General features: G+C 52.7%; 24 protein-coding genes. 4 read left to right on the plus strand and 20 right to left on the minus strand.

Translation table 11 applies throughout. The features are described from left to right. Positions 1-43 precede the first annotated feature (43 nt). The 12 genes from ATY27_RS05410 to ATY27_RS05465 form a co-directional block, all read right to left on the minus strand. On the minus strand, positions 44-1309 hold the full coding sequence (locus ATY27_RS05410; RefSeq protein ID WP_208930822.1) for an MgtC/SapB family protein: 1266 nt from the start codon (positions 1307-1309) through the stop codon (positions 44-46). A 141-nt stretch (positions 1310-1450) separates the two neighbouring features. Continuing rightward, positions 1451-3550, minus strand: coding sequence for a S9 family peptidase (locus tag ATY27_RS05415; RefSeq protein WP_244151283.1), 2100 nt, complete (start codon positions 3548-3550; stop codon positions 1451-1453). 118 nt (positions 3551-3668) lie between these two features. Further along, positions 3669-3971, minus strand: a complete 303-nt coding sequence (locus ATY27_RS05420; RefSeq protein ID WP_208930821.1) for a hypothetical protein — start codon at positions 3969-3971, stop codon at positions 3669-3671. A 256-nt stretch (positions 3972-4227) separates the two neighbouring features. Beyond that, positions 4228-4437 (minus strand): cold-shock protein, encoded by a 210-nt coding sequence (locus ATY27_RS05425; RefSeq protein WP_208930820.1) that lies wholly within the window; start codon positions 4435-4437, stop codon positions 4228-4230. Between the two features lie 463 nt (positions 4438-4900). Beyond that, positions 4901-6787 carry a DUF885 domain-containing protein gene (locus ATY27_RS05430; RefSeq protein WP_208930819.1) on the minus strand — a complete coding sequence of 629 codons (1887 nt, stop codon included), beginning with the start codon at positions 6785-6787 and terminating at the stop codon, positions 4901-4903. Positions 6788-6925: 138 nt separating this feature from the next. Next, on the minus strand, positions 6926-7423 hold the full coding sequence (locus ATY27_RS05435; RefSeq protein ID WP_208930818.1) for a GNAT family N-acetyltransferase: 498 nt from the start codon (positions 7421-7423) through the stop codon (positions 6926-6928). Between the two features lie 164 nt (positions 7424-7587). After that, the gene (locus ATY27_RS05440) at positions 7588-8088 is read right to left on the minus strand and encodes an LURP-one-related family protein (protein ID WP_208930817.1); all 501 of its coding nucleotides are present in this window, start codon (positions 8086-8088) and stop codon (positions 7588-7590) included. Positions 8089-8113: 25 nt separating this feature from the next. Continuing rightward, entirely contained in the window at positions 8114-8515 is a 402-nt protein-coding gene (locus tag ATY27_RS05445; protein WP_208930816.1) for a DUF1761 domain-containing protein, read from the minus strand. A gap of 71 nt (positions 8516-8586) precedes the next feature. Next, positions 8587-9165: an HD domain-containing protein gene (locus tag ATY27_RS05450; RefSeq protein ID WP_208930815.1), complete on the minus strand. Its 579-nt coding sequence runs from the start codon at positions 9163-9165 to the stop codon at positions 8587-8589. Between the two features lie 83 nt (positions 9166-9248). After that, complete coding sequence (locus ATY27_RS05455) at positions 9249-9677, minus strand: hypothetical protein (RefSeq protein ID WP_208930814.1); 429 nt, start codon at positions 9675-9677, stop codon at positions 9249-9251. 89 nt (positions 9678-9766) lie between these two features. Beyond that, entirely contained in the window at positions 9767-10258 is a 492-nt protein-coding gene (locus ATY27_RS05460) for a GNAT family N-acetyltransferase (protein WP_208930813.1), read from the minus strand. 74 nt (positions 10259-10332) lie between these two features. After that, positions 10333-10698 carry a GFA family protein gene (locus ATY27_RS05465; RefSeq protein ID WP_208930812.1) on the minus strand — a complete coding sequence of 122 codons (366 nt, stop codon included), beginning with the start codon at positions 10696-10698 and terminating at the stop codon, positions 10333-10335. Positions 10699-10835: 137 nt separating this feature from the next. Between ATY27_RS05465 and ATY27_RS05470 the strand changes: the two genes are divergently transcribed. Next, a complete protein-coding gene (locus tag ATY27_RS05470) occupies positions 10836-12083 on the plus strand; it encodes an MFS transporter (RefSeq protein WP_208930811.1) in 1248 nt (415 codons plus the stop codon). 24 nt (positions 12084-12107) lie between these two features. On the opposite strand, the gene ATY27_RS05475 is transcribed toward ATY27_RS05470, so the two are convergent. Continuing rightward, positions 12108-13241, minus strand: a complete 1134-nt coding sequence (locus ATY27_RS05475) for an alpha/beta fold hydrolase (protein ID WP_208930810.1) — start codon at positions 13239-13241, stop codon at positions 12108-12110. A 197-nt stretch (positions 13242-13438) separates the two neighbouring features. Between ATY27_RS05475 and ATY27_RS05480 the strand changes: the two genes are divergently transcribed. Beyond that, on the plus strand, positions 13439-14617 hold the full coding sequence (locus ATY27_RS05480) for a helix-turn-helix domain-containing protein (protein WP_208930809.1): 1179 nt from the start codon (positions 13439-13441) through the stop codon (positions 14615-14617). Positions 14618-14631: 14 nt separating this feature from the next. On the opposite strand, the gene ATY27_RS05485 is transcribed toward ATY27_RS05480, so the two are convergent. From ATY27_RS05485 to ATY27_RS05500, 4 genes are all read right to left on the minus strand, one after another. Next, the gene (locus tag ATY27_RS05485) at positions 14632-15078 is read right to left on the minus strand and encodes a cupin domain-containing protein (protein ID WP_208930808.1); all 447 of its coding nucleotides are present in this window, start codon (positions 15076-15078) and stop codon (positions 14632-14634) included. Positions 15079-15106: 28 nt separating this feature from the next. Next, positions 15107-15859: an SDR family oxidoreductase gene (locus ATY27_RS05490; RefSeq protein WP_208930807.1), complete on the minus strand. Its 753-nt coding sequence runs from the start codon at positions 15857-15859 to the stop codon at positions 15107-15109. A 107-nt stretch (positions 15860-15966) separates the two neighbouring features. Beyond that, a complete protein-coding gene (locus ATY27_RS05495; RefSeq protein WP_208930806.1) occupies positions 15967-16857 on the minus strand; it encodes a DUF1080 domain-containing protein in 891 nt (296 codons plus the stop codon). A gap of 90 nt (positions 16858-16947) precedes the next feature. Next, positions 16948-17124, minus strand: a complete 177-nt coding sequence (locus ATY27_RS05500; RefSeq protein ID WP_208930805.1) for a hypothetical protein — start codon at positions 17122-17124, stop codon at positions 16948-16950. A gap of 158 nt (positions 17125-17282) precedes the next feature. Between ATY27_RS05500 and ATY27_RS05505 the strand changes: the two genes are divergently transcribed. After that, on the plus strand, positions 17283-18026 hold the full coding sequence (locus tag ATY27_RS05505; RefSeq protein WP_208930804.1) for a class I SAM-dependent methyltransferase: 744 nt from the start codon (positions 17283-17285) through the stop codon (positions 18024-18026). 127 nt (positions 18027-18153) lie between these two features. After that, positions 18154-19803, plus strand: a complete 1650-nt coding sequence (locus tag ATY27_RS05510) for a M28 family metallopeptidase (RefSeq protein ID WP_244151282.1) — start codon at positions 18154-18156, stop codon at positions 19801-19803. A 66-nt stretch (positions 19804-19869) separates the two neighbouring features. On the opposite strand, the gene ATY27_RS05515 is transcribed toward ATY27_RS05510, so the two are convergent. From ATY27_RS05515 to ATY27_RS05525, 3 genes are all read right to left on the minus strand, one after another. Beyond that, positions 19870-20847 (minus strand): hypothetical protein, encoded by a 978-nt coding sequence (locus ATY27_RS05515; RefSeq protein WP_208930803.1) that lies wholly within the window; start codon positions 20845-20847, stop codon positions 19870-19872. 415 nt (positions 20848-21262) lie between these two features. Continuing rightward, positions 21263-23074: a S8 family serine peptidase gene (locus tag ATY27_RS05520; protein WP_208930802.1), complete on the minus strand. Its 1812-nt coding sequence runs from the start codon at positions 23072-23074 to the stop codon at positions 21263-21265. A 271-nt stretch (positions 23075-23345) separates the two neighbouring features. Next, the gene (locus tag ATY27_RS05525; protein WP_208930801.1) at positions 23346-23630 is read right to left on the minus strand and encodes a helix-hairpin-helix domain-containing protein; all 285 of its coding nucleotides are present in this window, start codon (positions 23628-23630) and stop codon (positions 23346-23348) included. Between the last annotated feature and the right edge of the window lie 188 nt (positions 23631-23818).

Below are 23818 nucleotides of genomic sequence, written 5' to 3' on the forward strand. Positions count from 1 at the left end.
GACTCCTTTTTTCAGCGGCGCGCATCATAGCAAATCACAGAGCTTAAAGCGCTGCCAGCAGCAGAGCGGCAGTCAGCACAACCAACCCACAGGCACTTAGCAGCCGCTGGCGCAAGCCGGTGCTGCCGAGAGTACAAACTAATACGGTTTTCACCAGCGTATTGCTGAGTACTGCTATCACCAACGCCGTTGCAGCCAGTTGTTCCCGGCCTGCCTGCTGGGCATATTGCGCCATCGATAACGTGATCGCATCCACATCGGTCGTCCCGGCGATAGCGGCGACCAGATATAAGCCTTCCGCCGGCGCATAGTGTTCGGTCAGTTTCACGACCAGCAACACCGCGGCAAACATCAGAGCAAACTGACTGGCGGCCCACAAACTAAAAGGGTTACTGACACTGGTTGCAGAATTCGCCTGCAGCTGAGGCGCACGGCGATAAAAGTAGGCGGCCAGCGTTAACGTCACCAGCGCCATCGCGCTAACCGAAGGCCATAACGGGGATAACAGCGGCAGATAAACGATTCCAACCATCAGGAGCACGCGCAATGACATCACGGACCAGGCAAGTAAGATACCGCACGCCAGCGCATCGTCCTGATTGTCACCGTCCTGCGGTTGTTTGCTGAGTCTGGCAAAGCTCAGACTAACCGCCGTCGACGACACCAGACCGCCGGCCAGTCCGGCCACCGCAGTGCCCCGCGCCGGACCTAATAACCGGGTGGCAATATAGCCGATCAGCGACAACAACGAGATTAAGATAACCAGTAGCCAAATCTTATAAGGATTAAACGCCTGCCAGGGATCGAGGGCATGATCGGGGAGCAACGGTAACACGATAAAAGTCGCGATCAGCAGCTTCAGCCCGGCGTACAAATCGTCATTGCCGATTTTATCGACCAGGCCGTGCAGAGGTTGTTTAAAAGCCAGGATGGCCGAGGTGATAATCGCCAGCGCGACGGCGATCCCGGCATGGCCGTGCATCACGGCGCCACCGAGCAGAAACACCAGCATCGCGCTGAGTTCGGTGGTCAGACCCGGCGCTTGCGGCTCTTCCCGTTGCTTGCGGTTATAGGCTGCCAGTACCAGCAAGGAGACCACCGCGAGCACTGCCAGCTCAGGCCAGGGTTGCTGCAGTTGCAAACCGAGCCAGGCGCCGACAGCGCCAAGCAGCGCCAATAACATAAAAGTCCGCACGCCGCCAAAACTGCTCAGGTTACTGACTTTATGTTTTTCCCGCTCAATGCCGACCAATGCACCAATCGCCAGCGCATAGGCGAAGTTCTGTAACAAGATCAGTTCGGTTTGCATCAAAACCTGCAGTGGTTCAAAGTGTTCTAGGTTGATTTCAGCACTATTCTTGCGCTAAAGCCATGAGCTGGCGCAATTTTTTGCCACAAAGCAGAAAGGCGCCAAAGCGCCTTTCTGTTGGGTTCAAACCGCCGTTCGGCCTTATTGCTTTTTATGCAACTCAAACCAGGCCAGCGTATGTTCAATTTTGGCGATCATCCGGCTCGGGCGGCCAGCGATACCATGTGGCGCACCCGGCACCCGCACCAGCGCTGTTGGCACATGTTGCAGTTTCAGCGCCTGATACAATTGTTCTGACTCACTGATCGGCGTACGACGATCCGCTTCGCCGGTCATAATCAGCGTCGGAGTTTTGATTTTACCGGCATTGGCAATCGGTGACCGCTGCCAGTAGTGTTGCAGATTGTCCCATGGCACGCCTGGGAACTGATGATAGGTCTGATACAAATAACTATCCCCGGTCAGCACTTTACTGACCCAGTTAATAATAGGTTTGATCACCGCCGCCGCACGATAGCGGTCGGTCAGACCAATGGCATAGGCGGTGGCGATGCCACCGGCGGAACCGCCGGCGATATAGACGTTGTCGGCATCAACAAAACCTTTGGCAATCATCGCATTCACGCCGGAATCATGGTCGGCATAATCTTCCGGCGAGCTGTATTTGTTGTGCAATAACAATGCAAAACGTTCGCCATAACCAGTACTGCCGCGGTGATTATCGTAAAACACCACATAACCTTCGCGGGCAAAACGCTGCATCTCAGCACTAAAATGCGGACCATAGGCCAGATGCGGGCCGCCATGGATCTCCAGCATCATCGGGTATTTTTTCTTCGGGTCGAAATCCGGTGGAGTGATATACCAGCCCTGCATCGGCTCGCCATCAAAGGATGATTTGTAATTGATTTCATGCACCTGACCGAGTTTTTTATGTCCCAGCAGATCTTCATTGAGCTGAGTCAGCTGGCGCACTTTGCCGTCCTGCCACAACGCAACATCGGCCGGACGCGACGCGTCCCCTTTGGTAAACACCAGCTTTTCGGCACTTTGCTGATACTCACCACTTAAATACGGCTGTGGTAAGCCGGTACCAGACAGCTGATCAGTCAGGACGTTAAGCTCACCACCTAAATCCAGCAGCGCTACTTTGCGCAGGCCTTTTTCATCATATTGCACCGTCAGCTCGTCAGTGCTCCACCAGTCCGGCGCAGTCAGATCTAAATCCAGTGCCGCACCAATGTCGCGACTTTTGCCGGACGCGACGTCCAGCACTTTCAGTTTACCGTTAGCGAACGGCAGTTTGGCATTACTGCCCCACAGATAAGCCAGCTTTTTGCCGTCCGGTGAAAATACCGGACTGGTTTCCTGCCCTGGTACTGAGGTCAGCTGTTTCAGACCGCCGGTTTGCAGATCAAGTTGGTACAAATCGCTGTCGCGCGGCTGATATTCCCAGTCGGTGGCCAGATTGGCGGAAAACACCAGTGCGGTTCCATCCGGACTGAAGGTCAGATCATCACCATAACTGCGATCGCCGCTGGTCAGCTGGCGCGCGGTGCCACCGTCGCTACTGAGTAAAAACAGTTGCCGGTATTCTGATTTCAGGAAACCCTGACCGTCAGCCTGATACTGCGCCCGGTCAATCACAATCACCGGATCTGACCAGTTAGCATCTTTGGGCTTTTTCGGCATTTTGACCAACGTCGTCAGCTTAGACGGTGTGGCCGGCAGATTCATCGTAAAGGCCAGTTGTTTGCCATCCGGTGACCAGGTCAGGTTGGAAGGACTCTTATCTAACCGGCTTAACTGGGTGTTCTGGCCTGATTTGAGCCAATGCAGGTGAATTTGCGCTTTGCCGCTTTGATCGGAAATAAACGCCAGCCGGCTACCATCCGGCGCCCAACGTGGCTGACTGTAATTAAATTTGTCAGCATACAGCGGCGTATGCTGCCCGCTTGCCACGTCAATTTGCCACAACGAAGTGCGGGCGCGGTCTGTCATAATGTCATTGCTGTTGCGCACATAAACAATAGTACGGCCATCCGGCGATAACTGCGGATCACTGGCCCATTCCAGACCAAAAATATCTTCGGATTCAAAATAAGATGGCTGTACCAGTGGCGCGGCCTCTGTTGGTACCGCTGTTGCTGCCAACAGGTTAAAACTGCCACAAACACCGGCTGCGACGCTCAGACCTGCAGCCTTGAAAAAACCGGACGAACGAGATTTAGCTGAAAACACGATGACACTCCCTGAGTTGATAAAATCAACACTAAAAGAGCAAGACCGGTGTGACAAGCGAATTATGGCAAAGCAGGTCCAGCTGCGTTTTTTCGCGGTTAAATGGTTAAAGCCAAAGCTAGATCTTATCCTGCAGCGGGCGACAACGACCGACGTAACGGACAAATATCATCAATGGCAACAGCAACATACCCAGGATCACGGCACACAGCACACAAAACAAACTAAAACTAAACCAGCCCTGCTCCGGCGTCACACCAAGACCAAATACCAGTAACAACGTACACAACTGATGTAGTGGTACCGACAAAGCCAGCGGATAACAATGCCGCGCCGGTAAGAGCCGGCTCAGCCAGTACCAATAAACAGTGCCCGCCGCCAACAAAACACAGCCCAGCAAAAACCCATAGACTAAATCCACTGTAACTCCTGACGCACTACATACCGGATATACCATAGCGCCTGCGCTGATTCAGACGCAATGGGCTGATGGTGTTGTTCTTGATTGTGGCGGCGAAAGCGCGGGGAAAACAGAGGTGAAAACTGCAGCTGCCATGGTTTAGGTTTGTACAAAACACAAAGCATAAAAAAAGGCAGCTGCGGTGCAGTTGCCTTTTTTTCGGTTGTTACCGGATCCGCAGATTCGCTCTGTTGGCTCCGGTCACTGTAATTTCAAATTACAGAACAACGATTTTCTCAGCTTGTGGGCCTTTTTGACCTTGTGTCACAGTGAACTGTACACGTTGGCCTTCTTGCAGAGTTTTGAAACCCGTGCTGGCGATTTCGCTGAAGTGAGCGAAAACGTCTGGACCTGAAGCCTGTTCGATGAAGCCAAAACCTTTAGTTTCGTTGAACCATTTTACGGTGCCGGTAGTTGTATTAGACATGGTAATTACCTGTATTAATTAAATTTAGTGTGCCTGGTGTCAGGCGATGGTGCTGAAAGAGATGTTTAAACTTATGGATACAGGAGGTACTAAAACAACAGTAACATTCGTTGTGGTGCATAAATATTGAACAGACTAACAAAGCAAGGCCATTGTATAGCGTTTGGCGATCCTGTCAAACTTATTTCGCTAAGTTATTAAAATAAATTTTTTTATAACGTACATTTTGAAGAGTTGCCCACCCAATCCAGCGCTTTAGTGCAAAAAAACAGACCTCTCAGTAACGGCATTACGCATTCAACATTGGCCAGACAGCCAGATATATAAAGCGGCCAGTGCCATAAATAACAAAGGGCCACTTAGGATGGCCCTCTGGATATCGCGTTATTCAGCTTGCTAGTCACGTAGCCGACCGCAAAACATCCTGTTGTTGCTGCCGGCGGTTCAACCTGATGTCGCCGGCTCAGCCTTTGGCTTTGACGCTGTCAACCCAGTTCTGCACCCGTTGTTCCAGCACTTTCAGTGGCAGCGCGCCGCCGCCAAGCACTGTGTCATGGAAACCACGGATGTCGAACTTATCGCCTAAGTCAGCTTTGGCTTTGGCGCGCAGTTCGAGAATTTTCAGCATGCCGATTTTGTAAGACGTCGCCTGACCCGGCCATACCAGATAACGGCGCACTTCAGATTTCACCGCACCTTCGGCCACCGGTGAGTTCGCCAGGAAGTATTCCACTGCCTGCTGCTCAGTCCAGCCTTTGGCGTGCATGCCGGTATCGACAACCAAACGTACCGCACGCCACATCTCCGTGATCAGACGGCCAAAATCGTTGTACGGGTTCTTATACTGGCCCATTTCTTTCGCCAGAGTTTCGGTATAAAGCGCCCAGCCTTCCTGATACGCAGTGAAACCAGCCTGAGTGCGGAATTTCGGCACGCCAGTCAATTCCTGTGCAATCGAGATTTGCATATGGTGGCCTGGGCTGCCTTCATGGTACGCAATAGCTTCCATTTCATTTTTTGGCATCGCTTTCATGTCAGACAAATGCGCGTAATAAATGCCCGGCCGTTTGCCATCGGCAGTGCCTGGGAAATAATGCTGCGCCGCGCCTGGTTGTTCACGGAACGGCTCTACCCGTTTGATGATCAAAGGCGCTTTTGGCAGGATTCCGAAGTACTGCGGCAATTTAGCTTCAATTTCGCGGATAAAGGCTTCCGAATCTTTTAAATAAGCCTGACGACCTTCATCAGTGTCTTCATAAAAGAACTGCTTGTCGGTTTTGATAAATTTAAAGAAATCCTGCAAAGAGCCTTTAAAACCGACCTGATCTTTGATGGTATTCATCTCTTTGGTCAGGCGTGCTACTTCGTCCAGGCCAATCTGGTGGATTTGGTCAGCGGTTAAATCTGTGGTGGTCGACTGTTTCAGCCGCAGATTGTAATAGGCAACGCCATTTGGCTGGGTCGATACACCGGTCGGATTGACGACTGTTTTTTCCAGTTCGCTGGTCAGGAAAGTCGCCAGATTCTGATACGCCGGCAGGAATTGGCTGGTCAGGGCGTTTTTCGCATCGTCGGTCAGCTTTTGTGCAGTGGCGTCATCGAGCTTGTCGGCTTTTTTCAGCGCTTCAATTTTGCCTTTGGCGTCACTCCACAACGGTGATTCTTTATCTGATTCGGTAAATGGCGCACCGGTGACCAGATTATTGACCTGTTCAATCACGCCTTCATAAGCAAAACGCGGTGGCCGTACGCCCGCATCGGCATATTTTTTCGCCCGTTGCTGCAACTCAGCGATGGCTTTGGCAATGCCGCCAATCCGGGTGATATAAGCTTCCATGTCTTTGACTTCTTCCACTTTATGGAAGTTGATCATCACTTGTGGCAATAATGCATGGATGCCTTGCATCTGGTTAAATACATATTGATTGACGCGGTACGGCGCCGCATCGCGGACTTCTTCGTATTGATAAATCCATAAATCGTATGAAGTTTTCGCTTCAGTATCGAGCTTGTTGTAATCGAAGTTCGCTTTCAGTTCTTCCACGGTGCCGGCATACCAGGCCAACATTTTGTCTTCGCCGGCTTCGGTCACATCGTCAATCTGATCGTTTTTGTCTTTACGGCCCTGGAATGTCATCTGCAGCGGGCTCATCTGCAATTGTTCTTCGTATTTTTGTTCAAACCATTGGTTAATTCGTTCAGATTCGGATTGTTGCACCGCCGCTGTTTCAGCTGGCTTTGCCGCTTCGGTCTGTACCGGTGCGGTTGGTGTACTGTCTTTAGTGTCCGGAGCCGGGTTGCAGCCGGTCAGCACTGCGGCGATAGAAAGCGCTAAAAGAGTATGTCGCACTGGAGTGTTCCTCTGTAGTTGTCCGGAGTACCCGGTTGTCGTTCTAGCTTTATGGCTGCAGCGTTGGTGCCTGCGCGCCGAATGTTAAATTACGCTGATTCAGTCACAGCGTCGAAACTAATTTTGTAAACAAGGCTTTCAGAGCGCAGGCAGCTCCAGCGTCATAAACACACTGTTGGGATCTTCAGCATAATCGGCAAATGGCGCACATTCGGTAAAACCGAACCGCTGGTACAAGGTGCGCGCTGGCTGAAAAAACGCCATAGAGCCGGTCTCCAGACTCACCCGCTGCAAGCCACTTTGCTGTGCGGCAGCAAGCAGATGGCTCAGTAATATTCGGGCGCAGCCGTGGCCACGAAACGCATCGGCCACCCGGGTGGATTTGATTTCACCGTGTTTTTCGCCATAGCAGGCACTCAGCTGTTTCAATGCGATACAACCAGCAAGCGTTGCAGGCTGCGTCGTTTCGGGCTGATGCCACAACGTCCAGAAGCGAATATCGGGTTGGCGCAATGCGGTCAAATCCAGGGCATGGACACTTTCCGGTGGTGAAGTGGCTTGCATATCAGCCAGATGCGCGGTCAGTAAGGCGGCGATTTCCGGGCCTTGTAAATCGTCCAGACGAATGTGGTACATGCTGTCCTCAAAACAATTTGCCTGCCATCGCATCACGTGGGGCAGTCCAGTTTTATTGTTGTAAGGTTATATCAGGCGAAGCTGCTTTATTCGGTTTTTGCTGCGACTAACTACAGATCTGCTGCGATGAAACACCGCAGCAGCCAGTTTGGTGAAATCCGGATTTAGTCGTCGCTAAGGACCGAATTAGTGCCCGCATGCTGGATCCGGTCAATCACAATGACGGTGCCCAACAGCTGGATGGCGGCGTCGGGTCGGTAGATCTCTACGCCATAACTGTCGGACCAGCTAAACCAGGCCTTGGACACCCGCGCCAGTAATTGCTCGCCTTGCGTGATGCGGTACTCGCGTTGCCACAGATTACCATCAACCTCTAACCTGCCTTGTGGTGTTTGCACCGAAAACGCCGCGCGCCAGAATGGCCAGAATTTCTTGCGTACCAGCCATTCATCACCCGAAGGAGCAACGAGACGGCAGGCCGGCAGGATAGTCAGATATTTACGTTTGATTTTCAGTACTTCACGTTCAGCCAGGTCATACATGGTCTGGCTGCTGGAAATACTGAAGAATTTGCCTTTGACGGTGTAGGCGAGCCTGCCATCCTCATCATCAATATCAAAGCTGTCGGTGAGGCTGAGAATTTTTTGTTCAATACGATATTTCATTACAGATCCTTCTGAATAAACACAATCAGCGCGGCCAGAGCCCCACAATCAGACCATAAGCGGCAAACTGCAGTAAATGGTAACCGCCATCAATCAACAACATAGGCCAGGGCCTGTTGGCAAACTGATAATTAATGCCAAAACTCGACAACACAAAAAAGAACCCCACCATCAGGCCGTTATGCAGCGACAAGTGCAGAGATTCAGGCTGGCCAAACAGAAAAACAAAACCGCTGGCCGCCAGGAAAGAAAATAACAGACTGACCCCGAAAACCCGCGCCGGATGGCCCTGCGGTTTCTCCATGTCGATGCCGGCATAAGTACACCAGCGCGGACCAAACAGTAACTTTGAATACCAGATGCCGCCGATCAGAAAAGCCGATACTGCCATCACAGCGAGCATGACCATATCAAAAGCTATACCCATGATTAGTCTCCGGAAATTTTATTATTTATCTGTCCAGCTTAGGATGTTCACCGGCAACACGCAACTGTCGGTTAACCACCAAACCAACCGGCCTGTTCGGCTTGTGCCAGTTTGCCACTGAGATAGTGCCACAATGCCGGGCAGCCCTGGCTGATCGGCGCTTCGATGCGGGCGATCACCCGTGCATAGCTGATGCCGTTTTCGCGCCAGCTCTGGCCATTATTAGCCAGATTCAACAGCACTGGCATAGCCCTGTCACAAGCATGGGCAAATTGCGCTTCGATAGTCGCGCCAGTTTCAAACTCCTGCCATAACGCCAACAGTTCTGCCGCCTGGCCGGCCGGTAACAGGCCAAAGATCCGCTGCACTGCGGTCAGTTCTTCCGCTTTTAATGCCGACCAGTCGGCATTGGCATAAACAATGGTATCGCCGGTATCGATTTCACCGATGTCATGCACTAACAGCAATTTGATCACCTGGTGGATATTGGTTTCTGCTGGCGCATAAGGCGCTAAAGACCAGGCCAACAATGCGATTTGCCAGCTGTGCTCGGCTGAATTTTCATAGCGATCGCTATGCAGGGTTTTGGTTTTGCGGGTAACGGTTTTGAGCTTATCGAGCTCAAGGATAAAATCGATGACAGACTGCATAAAGGCTCCGGTTGCAGCAAAAACCGGAGCATAACAAAATCAACGATCTGTGTCCGCCCACCCGGCCGCAGCCTGCTGGCAGATCAGCCGGTTTTCAACCAGCCCCGTTGTCCGGCGAGGCGTGCCAGGTAACACAAGCCAAGTGCAATCAATAATACTGAACCTTGCAGAATGATCACCGTCTGGTCAACCAAAGCGCGGGCAGCCGGTTGGAGTGCAAAACTGAGATCCTGCAGCACCACCCCAAGCAATGACACCACCAGCAGCGGCGTTGCCAACGGCAGGCGCAATAACAACAATATAGTGCCGAGTGTGCCGCCAATCACAGCTGTCGCAGTGGCCAGAACCGACCACAACGGCCGGCTGTGATAAACCTCCTGCATGGCCGCCGGCATCGCAGCGATCTGTTCCGGTGTCATGGTCACATCAGTCCAGAACACAAACAGCCCCATCAAATTCCACAATAACGCCAGTACTACCACCGGATAAAACCACTTTGCGATTGCTGTCATCGCGCTGTCTCCTTTTTTTGCAACAGGATCAATAGTGTGGTCTGCAGTTCTCTCAGTGACAACCCTGGCGGGACCAGCGGTGAAAATCGTCAGGGCTGGGCGTCCCCTTGATAACGCGCCCGTAATATCAGCCGCATCGGTACATCCGTGATCCCCATCCGTTCACGTGGGCCTTGTTCGGCAACAAAACCCAAATGTTGATACATGGATTGGGCATATAACGACGCGTTGACAGTAAATTCATCCGGCGCATCACCTTCTGCGCATTGCGCCAGCGCATATAACCAGAGTTGCCGTGCCAGTCCTTGCCCTTGCGCCCGCTCAGCGACAAACAAATGGTAAAGATGATTACGGCCTTTGATAGCAATGACACCGGCCAGGCCTTCGGCATCTTCGGCCAGCCAATACCGGTAATCGCCGTGCAGATAACCGAGGATCGCCTGCGGTTGCATCGACCCCAGCAATAAAGCAGTTCCTTCAGCCGAGCAGTCCGGCGCGATAAATTTTTCAACCAGCGGTAATAACAAAGCGCTGATGGCTTGATGGTCCGAAGCGTCAGCGACACGAATTTGATATGGCAATGGGACTTCCCTGAATTTGATTAAGCTTATTTCCACAACATATCATCAATACCACAAAGTCTGGCCGGCAACTATCAGCAAGGACACCAACTGCTGCGGCTTTCAGTACAGATGTGCGGGATATCCGTGATTTCAAACGGGCTGTCCAGTGTTGCTACGGTTAGCGCCACATAACCATCAGGGTCTGTGCTGTCGTGCCATTCCAGTGTCGAGCCACAATACCCGCAGAAACCACGTGTCACTGAGGCCGAAGACTGATAGCGCCTGACGGCATCAGCGCCCTGCGTGTAGTGCAATTCCGCCGCCGGCAGGCTCAGGTAAGTGGCAAAAGCAGCACCATGCTGTTTCTGACACATCCGGCAATGACAGTGCGAGACGCGCCGCGGCTCGCCATGCAGCTGATACACCACTTTGCCGCACAAACAACTGCCCTGATACATGTTATCTCCTGCTATCGTCACCGCGCTTCAGACCAGTCATGTCTGGAAACACTGCTTTTCTGTAAACAGAAGTTTCCCTGCTGGCCTCGCGGGCGCTTTTTCGGCATGCTGATGCTCTTCAATATGCAGGAGGCAAAATGTCAGCGCAAGTGTTGTCGTGGCAGCGGGTAAAACAGCTGCCGGCGCCGGTTTGGTTAATGTTGTGGGGCAATTTTTTTGTCCGTGGCAGCTATTTTATGGTCTGGCCTTTTCTGGCGGTGATTTTGTATCAGCGTTATGAGCTGAGCGCGACCGAAACCGGTTTCTGGCTGACCACCGCTGCATTGACCGCCGTCGTCGCCGGCTTTTATGCCGGCCATTTATCCGACCGTTTTGGCCGCAAACCGCTGATGCTGGCCGGTGCCGTCACCGGCGTGCTGGCATTTTCTGCGCTGGCACTGGCCGACACTTTGCCGCTGATGCTGTGCTGTATTTTCCTTGCCACCTTGCCGCGCGCTTTATGGGATGCGCCGAGCAAAGCCTGGCTCGGCGATTTATTGCCCGACAGCAAGGACCGTGAGCTGGCGTTACAGGGCCTGTATTTTATGGTCAATGCCGGCGCGGCTTGTGGCCCGGTATTAGGCTTATGGGCGGGCCTCAGCGGCAATCCGCATAGCTTTTTTATCACGGCAGCGTCTTATGGCGCTTTGGGATTGGGGCTGTTGTGGTTGTACCGGCCCGGTAAACTGGCCAGCAGCGCGGCACAAACGCGGCCATCGCACACGCTGAATTTCGCCGCAATCCTGCAATTGCTGCGGCAAGACCAGCTGTTTGCCGTGATCATCCTTGCCAATATTCTGATTAACTTTATCTACGCCCATGCCGATTCGAGCCTGATCCAATACCTGACGCGGGCGGATTTTCCGGATTTGGTAACGCTGATCTCCAGTCTGGTGATGGTCAATTCGCTGATTATTGTTACATGCCAGTTCCCGCTGCTGCGTTTGCTTGGCCATTGGCCTGTGATCAAACGCATTCACCTTGGCGTGGTGCTACTGGGTCTGTCGCAGATTTGGTTTGCGCTCAATCCGGTTGACTGGTTCTGGGGCTGGTTGGGAGCGATGGCCGTCCTCAGCATCGGTGAGGCAGTGTTGTTTGCCAATATGAATGTGCATCTGGACCAGCTGGCGCACCCGGCGCTGCGCGGCAGCTATTTTGGGGCTGCCAGCCTGTATGCCATTGGCTACAGCTTGTCGCCGCTGCTCGGTGGCCTGATTATTGATGTCCTCGGTGGACCGGCCCTGTTCGCGATCAGCGCTGGCCTTTGTGTGCTGGTGCTGGGCTGTTACACCGCAGCACCGCGGCTACGCCGGCCGGATTTCGCTGCCTATAAGTTGCCGGGCTAAGCCGGCAACCCGCGTTCATCGGGTCTATTGAGCGGCAAGCTGCGCACGAATGCGCTGCAGCAGCTGCCACTCGGCGGCAATGCTGGCAGCGTTCGGAGCGTGCCCGGCTTTGGCAACCATGATCAGTTCCTTTTGTGGCGCCTTGATGGCATCGACATAAGCAGCAGTGACTGCCGGTACTGTCACCAGGTCGGCCTCGCCCTGAATAAAATACACCGGTAGTTTCAGCACTGTGGCATCCCGTTGTAACTCGATATCATGGTACATACCGCCAGTGGTGTTGCTGGTTTCAGGGTCAAAACCCATAAACTGTAAAAATGAATAATCTTCCGCCGCTTCATAAGCTGGTGCATGTTGCTCCAGCGCAAATTCGGCCGCACTTTGCCACCAGTGAGCCGGCGCCGGCGTGGCCATTTTTGCTTCATACTGGCGGCTGAGGCGACGCAGAATACCATTTGGCTTGGCATATGGTGGTGGCCCCAGTTTGCTAAGCTGCGCCAATGCGACCTGATCCTGCGCTTTGGTTGCTAATTTCAGCACCGTCTGATAACTCGCCAGGCTGTTTTGCGGACCGCTGACCAGCTGGGAGCTGCCAACATAGGCGGCGAACCACTCAGGTTGTTGTTGCACCATTTTAATACCCAGAGCTGATCCCCAGGAGCTGCCCATTAGAATGAGCGGTCGGTTGCCGAGGATTTGTTGCAGATACTGCACCAGCGCCAGGCCATCCTGTGTCATTTGTGCCAGTGTCAGCCGTTCCCCGGCTGCAGGTTGATTACGCAACCAGGTTTTGCCGCTGGCACGCTGGTCCCATTGCACCAAGGTAAATTGCTGTTCCCAGCCGGCGTATATCGCATCGGCAAAAGGACTGATCGGATTCGCTGGCCCACCATGTAAAAACAGGATCACCGGTAATGTGCAGTCAGTGCTGTTGAGGCTGATCCATTGTTCAATACCGCCGATCCGGACATAACCTTGCTGGCGCATCGGCGCTGCCTTTACACATTGCGTGGAACGCGCACCGCCAAATAGCAGCTGAGTCTGTGCGGTTTTGGCGGCCGGGTTGGTGGCAGCAACCACTGGCGCGACCAGCCAGCTCAGCAACAGTACCGGTATGGCCAGCAGCCAGCTGCGACAGTGTTGTATTGTGTTGTCCATGTGAAATCCTCATTTAATTAACTGCCGTCAGACTAAGGGGTTGCCGTCTTTGGGGCGTCCTGAAACACGTTTGAGGACGTCAAATTCGCCTGTTGTCGGGTGCTTTTGCACGTTACACTGCGGTTCGAGCGCAGGTGCCACAGGTTTGTGGGCCTGACACTGGTTTTTGCGGGTTCGATGTTGCCGATGGTTTTCTGATGAATGAATTAATCATGCTACACAGCGCTATCGCGTTGTTGTGTCTGCTGCTTGGGCTGCATTTCCTGCTCAGTCCGCAAGGCCGCCCCTGGCCGCTGCGCTTAACCGGCGCCACTTATTTATTGTATGGCAGCCAAAGCCTGTTGTTGGTGCTGTCCCTGCAGCACATGCAATTATTCCCCGCGCAAACGATATTGCGGCCGGTCGGTGCCATGTTGCTGGCACCGTTATTCTGGTGTTTTTTTCAAGTGTTACAGCGGCCCGACGCCAGGCTGCATCAGCGCGATCTTTGGCATTTAATCCCGGCCGTGTTGACGTTTTATCTGCTGCTCAGCGGCTCTATATTGCTGGATTATCTCGACCTGTTTTTACTGTTGAGTTATGCCGGTTATTTGTTGGCGGTGCTGGTGACAGTCTCACGGGATCCGGCGCGACTGGCTTCGCTCGGTGACGCAGCGCCAGTCGCGCGGCGCTATTTGCAGCTACAGGGCACTTTGCTTGGCACTAACCTGCTGGTCGAAGCCATGCTATATCTTGAGCTGCAACAAGGCGGCACTGTGCCCACTTCAGGCCTGTTGCTGCCGGCAGCAGCGCTGTTTCTGCTGTTGCATCTGCTGACATTATTGTTCGCGCTGCAGCGCAGCCCGTTGCTGGAATGGCTGTATCAACGCAGTCAGCAAAAACCGCAGATGCAACGTCAAGAGACGCCAAGCCTGAGCGAGCCCCTTCCTGTCGATGCCCTGGCACCACTTCCTGTCGATGCTCAGACACCACTTGCTGACGAAGCCCAGATACCACTTCCAGACGGAAGTGCGGCCGCTGATGAAAAATTGCAGGTGGTGTATCAGCGCTGGCTAGAGCTGCTGGAGCAACAACAGCTCTATCAGCTTGAATTCGGTATCACGCTGGCGCAGGCCGCACGCAAACTGCAGGTGCCGGCGCGGCAATTGTCGCAGGCAGTCAACCAATGTTACGGCGCCAGTTTTTCCGTGTTGTTAAACGATAAACGCATCAGCAAGGCCAAACAGTTGTTGCTGCAGAACCCGCCCCTCGCGGTCACAGAGGTGATGTATCAGGCCGGCTTTGCCACCAAATCGAATTTCCACAAAGAGTTTGTCCGTGTCACCGGCATGGCGCCGGGCGCTTATCGGGCAAGCGCCGCCATGCAGTCAGACTGAATGTGGTTTTTAGCTCAGGGCTTTGCTGCGGCCGCAATCTCTGTCGGTATTTTCTGCGACAACGGCTGGCCTTTGCTGCCGGCGTAAAACACCACCAGCTTCAACGGCACTGAACCGACATTGCGGCCATTGTGTGCCGTGTTGACCACCTCGGCCAACGCATCGCCGGTTTTCATGCGTTTTTTCCGGCCGTCTTTGAGGGACACTTCCAGCTCACCTTCCAGCACCATACCAAATGAAGGCACCGGATGCAGATGCCAGCCGGTTTCTCCGCCTGGTGCGATCTCAATCAACATACCGGTCACTTCGGCGTCCCCCGCCGGATATTGCAGCGGCTGCCCGTCCCAGCTGGTTTGGGTTTTCAGCACTGTGCTGACTTTTACCGCCTTAGTTTGTTCAATCGCCTGGGCCGGCACCAGCAGCGCTAAACCAACCAGCAAAAGTATCCATCGTTGTTGCATGTTGTCACTCCTCAATATGGTCTGCACATTAAACCCCACCACAGACATCAATAAAACTGCCGGTGGTATAACTGGCGGCGCCTGATGCCAGCCAGGCAATCGCCTCTGCGACCTCCAGAGCTTCGCCACCACGGCCCAGTGGAATGCGGCTTTTCAGCCGGTCGACCCGGCCGGGTTCGCCGCCAGCGGCGTGCATATCGGTATAGATAAAACCAGGCCGGACTGCATTGACGCGGATCCCCTGCGCCGCCACTTCGAGCGCAAGGCCACGGGTCAGGGTGTCAACGGCGCCTTTGGAGGCGGCATAATCAATATATTCATGCGGTGAACCACTTTTGGCCGCCGCCGAAGAGACATTGACTATCGAACCGCCCTGCCCACCCAAATCGGTGCGCATCCGTTGCACCGCCTGCTGGCAACATAAAAAAGTACCGATCACATTGGTTTGTAAAATCGCGGCAAAGCGGGCTGCGCTGATCCCGCTGATAGAGCTTTGTGGTTGTAAAATACCCGCGTTATTAACCAACACTGACAAAGGCCCGAGTTCAGCATCCAGCCGCTGAAACATCGCCAGTACTTGCGCTTCGTCGCCAATATCGGCTTGTAACAGGATACACTGGCAGCCAACGGCGCGAAGCTCAGTGGCAAGCGCCTGTGCGGCGACATGGTCCTTCAGATAATTCAGCCCCAGCGCATAACCCTGCTGCGCGAACAGCCGTGCCGTGGCAGCACCGATGCCCCGGCTGGCACCGGTGATTAGCGCAATTGCAGATGACGACATAGGAAACTCCGGCTCAGCAACACTGAGGGTTATACTCAGCGTGCCAGCCGGATTGTGCAACCTTTATCTGGTCTGAGATCTGGCTGCTAAAGAAGCATGACTGCGGCTCAGAAATAACCAGCGTATTGCGCCGGCAGCTGGTCGAGTACCTGCAGCCGGATATTTTTGTAGAACACCTCGGCCGCTTCACTTTGCAGCTGAATTTTACCTTGCCACATCGGCATGTCACGGCCATCCTGCTGATAGCGGGAGTTTTTCAGCACCATCACCACCTGACCGTTAACGATATGCAGGCTCTGGCCTTCAAAACAAATCAGTTCCACTGTGTTCCATTGATTATCAGGTTTCTCCGCATTCAGTTGCCGCATGACAAAACCCGGCCCGCCGCTGGCACGGCCTGCGGCCAAAAACGGCTGAGTGGTATCTGCCACCGCGTTCATGTCGCCCTCAGGCTGGAAGGCGCGGATATCAATTGCCGAATTGGCTTGCTGCCAATAATCGCCGGTATGGCCCTGCATGATTTGAAATTCCTGCGACAACATCCAGGAGCGGAAGTACTCTTGCCCGTGGGGCCCGTTGGCGTGATACAAAATGCCGCTATCTTTGAGTTTCTGCAGCCGTGGTGGCCATTTTTTCTCGCCGAAGCGGTATTGCAACGTCAGATGATAATTACGAAAGCTCTGTTTGCTGGTCAAAGCGCCATAGATCTCACCGCTGACGCGCAACACCGTTTCTCCGCCCTGTTGCTGCAACGTGAACACGCCATGCGGATCCAATCCTGGAAACAGTCCAAACGGTGCCAGCGGTTTACCGGCCGCATCAGTCGGTTGACTGCCATTGTATTGCTCCTGATGGCGGTAACTAAGGTAGGTTTCCCACTGACTCAAGGTCGGATCCAGCAAAGATAGCGCAGGTGTTGCAGCCAGCGGCAATGCCACAAAGGCCGAGACAAGGCTGGTTGCAAACAGCAAACCACTGAGGCGAAGCTTCAATTTCATCTGACGTTCCTTATTTGTCGGTTTGCCAGATAGTGACCCGCCTGCCGCGCTATTGTAAAGCGCTTACATTTATGGAATCCGCAGCTGCGGTTACGAATTACAGCAGTCCGCTTTGGGCGCAGTGGCACGCCACAGAGCGGCCATGGCGATAACACCAATCACCGGCAACAACAGCAGTGCATAAAAATCCGGCGCACCGGTCAGCACAGCCGCACCAACGGCCAAACCCCATAGCAGCAACTGCGTTAGTATTAGTTTGATCCTCACAGGAGACTCCTCACATTGTTGTGGCCAATGATGATGACAACCGCGACCACCAGTTTTGCCGCAAAACCGGCCACCGCACCAGCTGATGCGACAGGTCGCCGCAGGCGTTAATTTATGCTATCTTGCGCGCCGTTTTTCCAGCGCAAACCGGACCTGTTATGACTGCCACTGCCCTCTACACTGATTTGTCCGGTTATTATGATTTGATGTGCGCGGACATCAATTATCAGGCGCAGAGTGACACTGTGCACCGTATCGATCAGTTTTTTGGCAATGGTGGCAAACGGCACCTCGATCTAGCCTGTGGTACTGGCCCGCATATCCGGTTTTTACTGGATTTAGGTTATCAAAGCGCAGGCCTCGACCTCAATCAGCCGATGCTGGAACTGGCGCAGCAACGTTGCCCTGAAGCTGATTTTTCCTGCCAGAATATGTGTGAATTCAGCGTGAGCCAACCGGTGGATTTGATCACCTGCTTTTTATACTCGCTGCATTATAGTCAGACCATTGCCGGCCTCACTGCCTGTATCCGTCAGGCGCATCAGGCATTAAATGCCGGCGGCGTGTTTTGTTTTAATGCGGTGGATAAAAGCCAAATCGACAATGCTTCCGTCGTGTCGCATCAGACACAACAAGCCACCAGCCGGTTTGTATTCACGTCCGGCTGGTTTTACCCCGGCCACGGTGAGCAACAACAGCTGCGCCTTCGCATCGAAAAGACAGAAAACGACCAAACCGAAATCTGGCAAGACGCCCATCCGATGGTGGCGGTCACTTTTGCGCAATTACAACAACTATTGGCGCCTTATTTCGACGTGCAGATCCTGCAACACGATTACGACAAACTGGTGGCCTGGGACGGCATGTCCGGCAATGCGTTGTTTGTATGTGTGAAGCACTGACCGTTTATCCGCATCACCAACCGCTTAATCGAAAAAGGCAGGCGTGAGCCGCAACGCCATGGCAACATAGCGATTCCCTTTTCTGACACTTGCCGGCCTGCGGTCAGCACGTCCCTGAGAGTTGCTTATGACTATGTTACAGCGCAGTTTCCTGTTTATTCCGCTTTGTGCTTTGCTACTCGGTGGCAGTGCACTGGCGGCCGGCGATAAGCCCTTGCCACAAACTGAATTCAATCCAGCCTTTGGCCGCTATTTTGCCGAAGTCGCCTCCGACGAGCTGCAAGGCCGCGCGCCGGCCACCGTCGGCGAAGAGCGTACTGTGGCTTATATCGAACAGCAGTTTCAGCGTCTTGGCCTGAAACCCTTTGCAAAAGATAGCTACCGTCAGGCCGTGCCCGTGGTGCAAATCGACCCGGTGGCCGTCTCCGCAATTACCCTGCAGGGCGACAAACTGCCAGCCAGTTTCACTTACAAAACGCAGATGATGGCCTGGTCGACCCGGATGCAACCGCAGGTTGAAGTGAAAAACAGCGAACTGGTGTTTGTCGGCTACGGCATTGTTGCGCCGGAATATGGCTGGAACGATTACAAAAATGTCGACGTCAAAGGCAAAACCGTCGTGATGTTTGTCAACGACCCAGGTTTTGCCACCGGCGATGCCAAACTATTCACCGGCAAAGCCATGACCTATTACGGCCGCTGGACTTACAAGTTTGAAGAAGCAGCGCGTCAGGGCGCAGCGATGGCGCTGATTGTGCACGAAACCGATGCGGCCGCTTATGGCTGGAATGTGGTGTCCGGCACCAGCCCTATCCGTTTTGAACTGGCCGACAAAAACAAAAACCAGCATAAAGCCGCCGTCGAAGGCTGGCTGACCACAGACAGCGCCGAGCAACTGTTTGCCGCTTCCGGCCAGAGTATCCAGAGCCTGCGTAAAAAAGCGTTGGCGAAAGATTTTCAGGCGATAGCACTGGGCGGCACCGCCTCCATCAGCATCAAAAACCAACTTCGTGAAATCGATTCCAGCAACGTCATTGGTTATATTCCCGGCAAGACAAAACCTGATGAGGCTGTGTTGTATATGGCGCACTGGGACCATTTTGGTCTCGATTTCAGCCGCAAAGAGGACAAGATTTTTAATGGCGCCCAAGACAATGCCGGTGGTGTTGCCGGCTTGATTGCGCTGGCCGAGCATTATCAACAACAGCCGCAGCCGGAACGCTCAGTAGTGTTTATTGCGGTGACGGCCGAAGAGCGCGGCATGTTAGGCTCACGCTGGTATGCAGCCAATCCACTGTTTCCACTGAATCAGACCGTCGCCGGCATCAATATGGATGTGATGAACGTATACGGTCCGATGCGTGACGTGCAGGTGTTTGGTTACGGAGCGTCCGAGCTGGAGTCGCTTTTGGATAAATATGCCAAAGCACAAGGCCGCTACATCGCACCGGAACCAACACCGGAGGATGGTTTTTATTATCGCTCAGACCATTTCCAGCTGGCGCGCTATGGCGTGCCGATGTTGTATGCCCGCGGTGGTGTCGACAGTGTGGCGCATGGCAAAGATTGGGGCCTGGCGCAGCGGCGCGATTACACGGCGAATTATTACCACAAGGTCAATGACGAATTCAGTCCGGGCTGGGATTTACGCGGTTCACAGCAGGACCTGTGGCTGTTTTATTTAGTCGGGCACGAACTCGCCAATTCAGCGCTGTGGCCAAACTGGTATCCGGGCAAAGAATTTAAAGCAGCACGGGATCTATCGTTGCAAAAATAACGAGAAGTTCGCCTTACCACAAATAAAAAAACCAGCATCACGCTGGTTTTTTTGTGCAATCAGAACTTAAGCCTGCTGACGGCGACGATGTAATCCTAATAATAATAAACCGAGCCCTGCCAGAGTTACAGGCGCAGATACTGGTACATCAACTGGTGGTGGAGTGTCATCGGTCACCGGATCCCGGCCCCAGACTGAGACGTGAGATAAACCGCCACCGCCACTTGGATTCAATAAAGTATTGCTCATATCCCATGAACCTTTGAACATATAATTTTCGTCCGTGGTGCCTACTACCGGAGGCAAACCAAGTGCTGCAATGTTGAAGTTGTACATCGCGAACATATGCGCAGACTTAAAGATGACTGTCACCTGATCAAAGAATTTGTTGGTGCCTAACATGTCCATCAGTTCGTCAGGGTTAGTGGCTGGTGGTTTATATAACCAATCTCCACTCACTACATCTCCGCCGGTACAACTGGTTGTCCCACCAGCTCTATTTTTGCAGTTACTCATACTGATCAAATCACTGGCATATTGATAAGTGCCAAACCCGTCTTTTGAGGTCGACGACGGCGCGAAATTACCAGCTGTATATTTGCCGAAGAAGATCCAACCAGGATCTATATTCCCTTTGCCTTGTAAATTTTGCAGATCGGCTTCAGGAACAAAAGCGCCATCCATGCCCGGCCAGTACTGCGGCGATTCCTCGTTCAGCCAGCCCATATCGTCGTAGCCCAAATTGTAATTTGATGAAGGCGGCGCAGCGTTTAAGCCACTGACATCATCGTTTCCGGTAAAAGCGCCGTAACATGCTGTCGCGTTGATCGGTTCAACGACTTGTTCTGCAGCGCCAATTTTTTGTTTCTGATATGAAGTGATCCAAATATCTGAAACCATACAAGGCGGTGGAGTGACTTTGTTGTCATTACCACCCGAGTTATTATTACCGCCCGAGTTATTATTACCACCCGAGTTATTATTAGCACCGCCCATTGGCGTCGCCTGAGCAAATTGTGAACATACCAGCGCCGCTGTTAACATCGCGGCTGAGGTCAGTTTGCGTGCTGCTGTCATTTGGTTTTACCTTATTTTGGTTTGACTATTTTAGTAATTCATAATGTATGCCAATCACGCGAAGAGTCATCCGGTCTGGCTTTAGTGTTATCGCCAAACCAGTTATGTAAAGAAAGCTGTCACATCATTGTCGTAATTTCCGGTAGCGAATATGTCCTGCCGTACCCAAAACATCGTATTTCACTGAATTTCATCGGAAAAATAATTTTCACAATTAAGAAACGATACCGCATTTATTAACCGATCCGCTTACATTTGCCACATTTATGTGCAGCCTCTGTGCAGTGACTCTGTCGGTGAGCGCCAATGATGGCGCATAATAAAAAAGGCCTGCTACTTGAGCAGGCCTTTGGCATAGAGAACAATGTTGCCAAACCGAACGTTATTTCGTAAAGGTCACCGATTTCTCAACTGAACATGCTGTAGTGCTGGCCGCATTACATACTTTATAGCGATATGTACCTTTCACTGTCGGGCTGTCACGGTGCGAGCCATCGTTTGCGGTGGTGACAATCTTCACGCCATTGCGGTAGATATCAACGTTAGATGTGGTCGCATTGGCCCAGCTCAGGTTGGCGTAGCGGGTTTTGCCCTGCATCTGTGCTGTTGCAGTCAGCGTAATGGCAGTAGTACCGCCACCGCCACAACCATTTTGCAGCAGATAGTCGTTGGCCGCTTTGGCTTGGGCAATACCATAACCGAAGTAAACGTCTTTACCGGCAGCACCTGAGTCTTTGGCTGTTGCTTTTAACGCACTGCGAATTTGCGCACCGCTACAAGTCGGATGGTTTGACCAAACCAGCGCAGCGATACCAGAGACTGCCGGCGTTGCCATTGAAGTACCGCTCATCAGACCATAATCACTGCCACCAATAGTGATAGTTGCGCTGGTTGATGCTAATAATTGCGCCCGGTCTTCAAAAGCAGCACCAACGGCCGGAATTGACGTGGTATTGGCAGTGCCCTCACCTAAAGTCGCGTACAGCATGCCTGCAACGTTATTGATGATCACAGCGCCGACACCGCCGGACAGCTGGCAATTCTTCACTTTGTCGTGGAATGAAATCACGCCACGGTCAATCAGACAGACTTTGCCGGCCGCAGCGGCATTGGTGCTCTCTGCAGTGCCCATAAAGAACGTTGCTGCATTGGCGTTGCCCACGTTTTCCATCGCAGAAGACGCAAATGGCCCGAGGTTTGTGCTCAGCGCAGCCGTTGTTGCCATCCCTGCCGGATAAGTCGACAGCGTGTCAACACCACCGGCGGTTATTTCAACACAGATGTTTTCATCAGTTTTGCCATTTGCAGTACAGCTTGGGAATTGAGAGAAACTGGCAATGGCATTGTTGTTATCATTCGCGCCGACCATCATCACGGAAGGATAACCCGCCGGATATGAGCGGACATTATTGCCGTCATTACCAGCTGCGGCGACTACCAAACCACCGGCGTTAACAAAATTCTGGAAGGCATTAGATTCTGTGGTGTTAGAACCGCCACCGCCTAAGCTCATGCTGATAATTTTTGCACCGGCAGCACTACATTTTTGTGCGGCATAGGCCAAATCCGAAGAATAACCCCAGCCTTCAGCATTAAACACTTTGATAATGTGCATCTTGACGCCTGGCGCCATGCCCACGACACCGACGCCATTATTGGCTGCGCCGATGGTACCCGCGACGTGCGTACCATGTGGGCCGCCGTTTACGTCCCAGCTACCGGTGCCGCTGTCATTATCGCCGGTGATTGAACCCCAGTCGAAATCGATGTTTGAGCGGTCCAGACCAGAATCGATAATACAAACTTTTGGCGCTGTGGCCGGGTTAAAACTGACCTGATTGGCCTGCGACTGGAACACCGCATAAGGCGTCACCTGTGTTTGCATCGGATTGCCGGCAGTATCGTTAAACAGCGCCATTGGCTTACGCAGCTCGTCTTTTTCTACCAACTGAATATGCGGGTTGTTAAAGATGCCTTTGAGCTCTTCAAAGCTTTTGCCCGGCACTTCGACGGCAATAAAACCGTCTGCATCCACTTTGACTTCACCACCGGCCTGACGGGTGATAGCAGTGATAATGCCTTTGTTCAGATTGTCGACCTGGAGGATGACGCGTTCAGCCTGAGCAGTTGTAGAGAAAGTCAGAGTCGATGCCACAGCAATAGCGAGCGGCGCTATTTTGATCAGTTTTTGCATAATAAATTGTTCCTGCATTTGGATGTTGTGTACTGACATTTATCGTAATATTTTGTTGGTTCGTCGCAGTCAGTTTGCTTAAGAACTTGCTAAACCATGGCAGAAACAGTTTCAGCTCGCAAGCATAAATTTCACACTTGTAATTATTTGTATCGAAACGAAAGCGCCAAACTAGTGCAGTTTTTTATACATCAGGCAGGATTGGAAAAAGGTGATTAACAAAAAATACTGAGTGGATGCATGAGGTCAGTTAACAGATTCACTATCAGTGTTATGGCAGTAAAGTCTTGCGCTGCGCCGTATAAGCCCACCAGACTTGCGGGGCATCGCCGGCCAGAAAATGTTCAACGGATAACAGCACATCCAGCACACAAGGGTCATGCTGCTGACCAGTGACTGCACATAGCTGCTGATACAAATGTAAAGCAGATACACCAACCAGTTGCTCTGGGTTGTGGTAACCCAGCAACTGATAATCTTTGGCACCGGCCGGGCCGATATTCGGCAGGTCGGTCAGCTTTTTCAGTTGGTTGCGGTCGACTTTATCCGGATGCATACACCTTTTCCTGCTGGTGAACTCTGGCCTGAAACCAGTCGATTATAAACAGCTTGCGATATAAACAACCAGTGCCGCCCCTTCCCCTGTTATCGCAACAAACCGCCTGTTGATCGGATCTGCTTGCATGGACAGATCCCAGTTGCCACACTGACCAGAACGCAGTTTTTATGTACAGGATGTACGGT

This window comes from Rheinheimera sp. F8 (genome assembly GCF_001518915.1).